Below are 6187 nucleotides of genomic sequence, written 5' to 3' on the forward strand. Positions count from 1 at the left end.
AATTCTCTTAAAACATAATGGAGTATACCTCCATGTTTGAAATATTCCACCTCAATGGCTGAGTCTAATCTACAGCTCACTTCAAATGTTACAGGATCCTTGCCTTCTGCCTCTGCTTTGACCTGAAGCTTTTTCAAAGGTGAAAGTCCATCGCTTATACCCATGATCGTAAAGCGTTCCTGCCCATCAAGACCCAAACTTTCGGCATTTTGTCCCGCTAGGTACTGCAAGGGCAAAACACCCATGCCTACCAAATTACTTCTATGGATCCGCTCATAACTTTCAGCCAAAACTGCTTTGATTCCAAGCAAACTGGTTCCTTTGGCTGCCCAATCCCTGGAAGAACCACTCCCATATTCTTTTCCTGCCAAAACTATCAGTGAAGTACCAGATTCCCTATATCTTTGAGAGGCTTCAAAAACGGACATTTCTTCTTTTGTAGGTATATGGGTAGTGTAGCCTCCTTCCTTCTTGGCTAGCTGGTTTTTGATCCTCACATTGGCAAATGTACCCCTGACCATTACTTCATCATTGCCCCTTCTTGAACCATAGGAATTGAAATCTTTCTTTTCCACTCCTCTTCCGATCAGGTATTTGCCAGCAGGACTTACCTCGGAAAAAGAACCTGCAGGAGAGATGTGATCGGTAGTAATCGAATCTCCGAGTTTCAGGAGCACTTGCGCCCCGAGAATATCCCTTGGCTCTTCAGGTTCTTCGGAAATCCCATTGAAGAATGGAGCTTCTTTGATGTAAGTACTTTCTTCAGACCATTGATAAATTTTATCTTTTGGAACTTCTAACTGCTTCCATATATCATTCCCCTCAAAAATCTCACCATAATTTTTTTCAAAATCGGTTGGAGAAAGAACCCTTGACATCACTTCAAATATCTCATCATTGGAGGGCCATATGTCTTTGAGAAAGACTGGCTCAAGATTGGGGTCATAACCCAAAGGTTCATTGATAAGGTCCACATCTACCCTTCCCGCCAAAGCATATGCCACGACCAACATGGGAGACATCAGGTAATTCATTTTCACCTGTGGATGTACCCTGGCTTCAAAATTTCTATTCCCTGAAAGTACAGAGCTTACTACCAGGTCATTTTCCTCTACTGCCTTAGCTATATGTCTGGGTAAAGGACCAGAATTGCCTATACAGGAAGTACAGCCATAACCTACCACATGAAATCTCAATGCCTCCAAGTCATCCAATAAATTGGATTTCTCCAGGTAATCTGTAACCACCTTAGAGCCTGGTGCCAGGGAAGTCTTTACCCAAGGCTTTACATCCAATCCCCTTTCTCTTGCCTTTTTGGCCACCAGTCCAGCCCCGATCATAACAGAAGGATTGGACGTGTTCGTACAGGAGGTTATAGCCGCGATTACAATAGACCCATCATGCAATGCAAACTTCTCGTTGTTCAATTTGATCACAACGGTTTTGAGCCCATTCTTTACCTTGGTTTCATATTCAATATTTGTCATTGTCCCAGCATTGGCTTCAGCAGGCTGACTGCCCCCTTCCCCATACCAACGGCCCACATCCCGCTGCTCGATAGGAATATATTCCCTTCCATGAAACTCATGCAGCAGGGTACCAAACTTTTCTTTGAATTCCCTCACCAAAATTTTATCCTGGGGACGCTTTGGCCCTGAAACAGTGGGCTCAACAGTTCCTAAATCAAGCTCAACGAGCGAACTGTATTGAATTTGATCTTCTCCAACCCTCCATAACATATTGGATTTACAATAATCTTCCACCAACTGAATCTGCTCTTTGGAACGGTTCGTTTTTTCCATATAATCTAATGTCCGGTCATCTATTGGAAAATAAGTTACCGTACAACCAAACTCAGGGGACATGTTGGAAATAGTGGCCCTGTCTGGTACACTAAGGGTGTCGAGACCAGGACCAAATACTTCCACAAATTTTCCAACCACTCCATGTTTTCTAAGCAATTCAGTAATGGTCAATACCATATCAGTGGCTGTGGTCCCCAAAGGCAATTGTCCGGTCAACTTCAATCCAACGACTTCAGGAAGTATAAAATAAATGGGCTGACCCAAAATTGCTGCCTCCGCCTCTATACCACCTACACCCCAGGCTACCACACCGATACCATTGACCATGGGAGTGTGGGAATCAGTACCAACAAGGGTGTCGGGAAAAACATTGCCTTCCCTCGAAATAACACCCTGAGCGAGGTATTCCAAATTGACCTGATGACAAATTCCCATTCCAGGAGGAACCACAGAGAAATTGTCAAATGCCTTTTGGGCCCATTTCAAAAACTGATAGCGCTCTCCATTACGCTCATACTCTACTTCAACGTTTCTTTGATAAGAATAATTGGTTCCAAAATAATCTACCTGTACGGAGTGATCAATCACCAAATCTACAGGAATCAAGGGATTGATTTGCTGTGGGTCTTTACCTTTACGCACAGCTTCAGCCCTCAAAGAGGCTATGTCCACCACAGCAGGAACTCCTGTAAAATCCTGCATCAATACCCGTGCTGGTTTAAAGGGGATATCCTTGTCTGATGCTGCAGGACTCCAAGAGGCTATGGTCTCTATATGTTCCTTGGTGATACCAAAATCATCAAAATTCCTGAGGGCATTTTCAAGCAATATTCTGATCGAAAAGGGTAATTTGCTTATCGCAAAACCTGCTTCCTCTAAGGCTTGCAAACTCCAATATGTAAGCGTTCCCTGGGATGTTTTTAATTTCTTTTTCGATTGAAAAGGATCATGTGTCATGGTATGTGGTATTTTTATAGTGAAACAAAACGAACTAAAAAGTATATAAATATAACTCAATGAAAGGTCAAATAATTCAATTCAGGGCGTAATTTGGTGAAGGCAGAAAAAAAAACCGGAAAAGCACTTTCGCAAAAGCATCTTTTCCGGGTTATAAAAGAAATTCTTAGAAAAACTGACTTATTGGTTTTCCTTAGCCTTATTCATTCTTTTAAATCCTCTCCTAAAAGGCCATGTGTATTCCAAAGCTTCCAATCCCCTGTTTAGGTTCATTGTAGAGCTGTCAGCATAGATCAGCGTATTTTTGAGCCTGGCAGCAAACTCTTCATCAGTAAGAATCATACCCATGGTATTGTTTGGATCTGATAAGTTTTTGGTCACCTCATTCAGGTTATCTGTAAGAATTTTCGCATTTTCTGCTGTTGCCTGTAAACCTTCTACAGAACCTTGTAGGTTTTTGAACATTTCCTTGTCATGCGTAAGGTCATAGACCAAACTCCCCTCCTGATTCAAACTTTGAGAAAACTTATTGAGTTCGGTAAGCATTCTGTTACTGTTCAAAGAAGCCCTTTCGAGGTTGGTGAGTATATTCCTGAAATTATCGGCAACGATACTATCTGTCATCACGGCTCCAACAATCCCCTCACCTTGGGCGATTTTACTTGTAAGGACCATCAGATTCTCTGTGATTGTCACCAGGTTTTTATTGTTTTCCTGTAAGGTCTCCATCATTTTATCGGTATCCAAGGGCATTTCCGCAATCAACCTGTCCCCATTTTCCACAGCTGGAGCTTGCGTAGTACCTCCATAAATAACAATAATTTTATTCCCTATCAACCCATCAGAACCAATAGTGGCACGTGAGTCCTTGCGGATATATTCCTGCACTTTTTGTTCCACATTCATGATGATTTCCACTTGGGAATCACCGTAAAAGTTAACCCTTTTTACAGTTCCTATTTTCACACCGGAAAACCATACATTATTACCGGTCTGTAAACCGGCCACATCATCAAAAACTGCGGTCAGCTGAATACTTTTTACAAATTTCTTTTGCTGCCCTCCAAGGGTCATGATGCCAGCCACAAAAATAATTATCCCTACCAGCACAAAAAGGCCGACAATAACAGTTTTTTTCTTATCGTTTCTCATTATCGCATGAAATTATAGTCATAGAAAGATTTGATGTTAGGATCGGTGGCTTCTTCAAACACCTCTCCAAAAGAACCAACAGCTTTGAACTGTCCCTCCACAAGCACAGCCATCCTGTCCCCAGTATCTTTGGCGCAGGTAAGGTCATGAGTGATCACAATAGAAGAAGTTTTGTACTCCTCTCTGACCTGATTGATCAGGTTATTGATATCAATACAGGTAATCGGATCCAAACCTGCAGTCGGCTCATCATAAAACATGATCTCAGGATTCAAAATCAAGGTTCTGGCCACACCGATCCGTTTTTTTTGCCCTCCGGACAATTCAGAAGGCATTTGATTGATTGTTTTTGGCAAACCTACTGAATCCAATAAACGCTCAATTTTATAATCGATTTCCTTTCTACTCAGGTTCTTAATATTTCGGGTTAAGGGAAACTCCATGTTTTCCTTGACCGTCATGCTGTCGTACAATGCAGAAGCCTGAAATGCAAACCCAATCCTCAAACGGAGTTTGTTTAGTGATTTCAAATCCAGTTTGGAAATATCCTGACCCAGAATCTTGATATAGCCACTGTCCTGCTTGAGCAATTGGACCAAAATTTTGATCAAAACGGATTTACCACTGCCTGATTTGCCCAGGACTACAAGGTTTTCACCCTTGTACAATTCTAAATCTACTCCACGAAGAACATGATTGTCTCCGAAAGATTTATAGAGTTCCTTTATTTCAATTACCGCCTCTCTCATATCAGGAATATCGAATTGCGTTAACGATCTGAAGTGCCAATAGTTCTTCAATGAAAATCAGAAACATGGACATAACCACCGCTGAATTGGCTGCTTTTCCAACTCCTTCTGTTCCTTTGGTGGAATTATAGCCCTTGTAACAACCCACTATCCCAATGGTAAATCCAAAGACGAGTGATTTGATCACAGAAGAAAAAACATCCAAAAAGGATATGGCTTCAAAAACCTGTACAAAAAAAGTGGATAAACTTACAAGCTCATTTTGATTCACATTTAAAAATGCCCCTATCAAGGCCACAAAATCGGTATACATTACCAATACAGGAATCATAAAGGTGGTTGCCAAAGTCCTTGTCACAACCAGGTATTTGAATGGGTTGATCGCAGACACTTCCATGGCATCAATCTGCTCAGTCACCTTCATGGAGCCAATTTCGGCACCAATACTGGAACCGACCTTACCAGAAGCAATCAGCGCCGTCACCAATGGACCCAAGGCCCTCACAATCGCAATGGAAATCAATGCCGGCAACCATGATGTAGCACCAAACTCTGCCAAAGAAGGGCGCGATTGGTTCGTAAATACTATACCAATTATGAACCCCGTAAGAGATATCAATGGCAAAGAGCGGTAACCAATTTCGTAACATTGCCTAAGGATCTCTTTGAATTCATAAGGTGGAAACCAAACTTCCTGAAAAAAGCGCTTCACAAAAGCGAACGCATCTGCAAGCCCTCTAAAAAAATCATCGGTTTTGTTACTGATTATCGGTCGGTTATCTTCCATATAATTATTAACTGCTCTCGTCTTAGAAAATACTAATTTAGGTAAAAGAATTGAGCTTAGGGAAGAACCCCCAAAATCTCGGCCATAATTTCGTTTTTTAAAGGTTTAATTAAAAACCCGGATATCATGGCATAATTCAAACTCATTTCTATATCAGAAGGATCCATAGAAGATGTCAACATCTTTACTTCTATTTGATTCTTGGATTTTTGAAGTAAATCCAAAAAATCCCAACCTGACATTTCAGGCATATTAACATCCAAAATCAACAAATCAGCCTGATTATTGTCCAACCACTCCAAAGCTTTATGGGGGTTTTCAAAAAAGAAAAGCTCTATACCCGGTTTTATCCGCTGTAAATTTTTGCGGTTAATCATATGCTGAATCGTATCATCATCAACAAAAATAATACGATTTATAATTTTACTCATCGGCCTTCATTCCAAATGTATTATCCAAATAACTTAAGAATCCAGCTATTCAGCGTTGTCATAAAAATTGCTGAGAGTGGATATAGTAGGAATCTAATCTTTACAAATATAAAAACATATTGATAGACGAAATAGAAATTTGGATTTAAATAATTTATTAGGGTTACCTAATTAATTTAGTGTTGTCTAATTTAGATATAGCTAAATACAACATAAATATTTATCTATCAACTATTTAATGATAAAAAATGAAAGCTTTAATTCAATAATATTGTTTGAAAAATGAACCAATTAGCAAGCTAATAT

The 6187-nt window shown here is 40.3% G+C and carries 5 protein-coding genes; all 5 read right to left on the reverse strand.

Features of this window, described 5'->3' with window-relative positions:
- Positions 1 to 2762: aconitate hydratase AcnA (gene acnA / locus QZT73_RS04995; protein WP_291786929.1), on the reverse strand; the 2762-nt coding region annotated here is incomplete at its 3' end.
- 180 nt (positions 2763 to 2942) lie between these two features.
- A complete protein-coding gene (locus tag QZT73_RS05000; protein WP_291783357.1) occupies positions 2943 to 3914 on the reverse strand; it encodes an MlaD family protein in 972 nt (323 codons plus the stop codon).
- A complete protein-coding gene (locus QZT73_RS05005; RefSeq protein WP_291783360.1) occupies positions 3914 to 4663 on the reverse strand; it encodes an ATP-binding cassette domain-containing protein in 750 nt (249 codons plus the stop codon). The genes QZT73_RS05000 and QZT73_RS05005 overlap by 1 nt, the downstream gene beginning before the upstream one ends.
- 1 nt (position 4664) lies before the next feature.
- Entirely contained in the window at positions 4665 to 5450 is a 786-nt protein-coding gene (locus QZT73_RS05010; protein ID WP_291783362.1) for an ABC transporter permease, read from the reverse strand.
- Positions 5451 to 5506: 56 nt separating this feature from the next.
- Positions 5507 to 5881 carry a response regulator gene (locus QZT73_RS05015; RefSeq protein ID WP_291783365.1) on the reverse strand — a complete coding sequence of 125 codons (375 nt, stop codon included), beginning with the start codon at positions 5879 to 5881 and terminating at the stop codon, positions 5507 to 5509.
- Between the last annotated feature and the right edge of the window lie 306 nt (positions 5882 to 6187).

The organism is Cecembia sp., assembly GCF_007126775.1.
In the GTDB taxonomy this organism is placed as follows: Bacteria; Bacteroidota; Bacteroidia; order Cytophagales; family Cyclobacteriaceae; genus Cecembia.

What these genes read in the sequence shown, in the direction of transcription:
- QZT73_RS05000 (WP_291783357.1), bottom strand. Translation starts at nt 3,914, where the DNA reads ATGAGAAACGATAAGAAAAAAACTGTTATTGTCGGCCTTTTTGTGCTG.
- QZT73_RS05005 (WP_291783360.1), bottom strand. Translation starts at nt 4,663, where the DNA reads ATGAGAGAGGCGGTAATTGAAATAAAGGAACTCTATAAATCTTTCGGA.
- QZT73_RS05010 (WP_291783362.1), bottom strand. Translation starts at nt 5,450, where the DNA reads ATGGAAGATAACCGACCGATAATCAGTAACAAAACCGATGATTTTTTT.
- QZT73_RS05015 (WP_291783365.1), bottom strand. Translation starts at nt 5,881, where the DNA reads ATGAGTAAAATTATAAATCGTATTATTTTTGTTGATGATGATACGATT.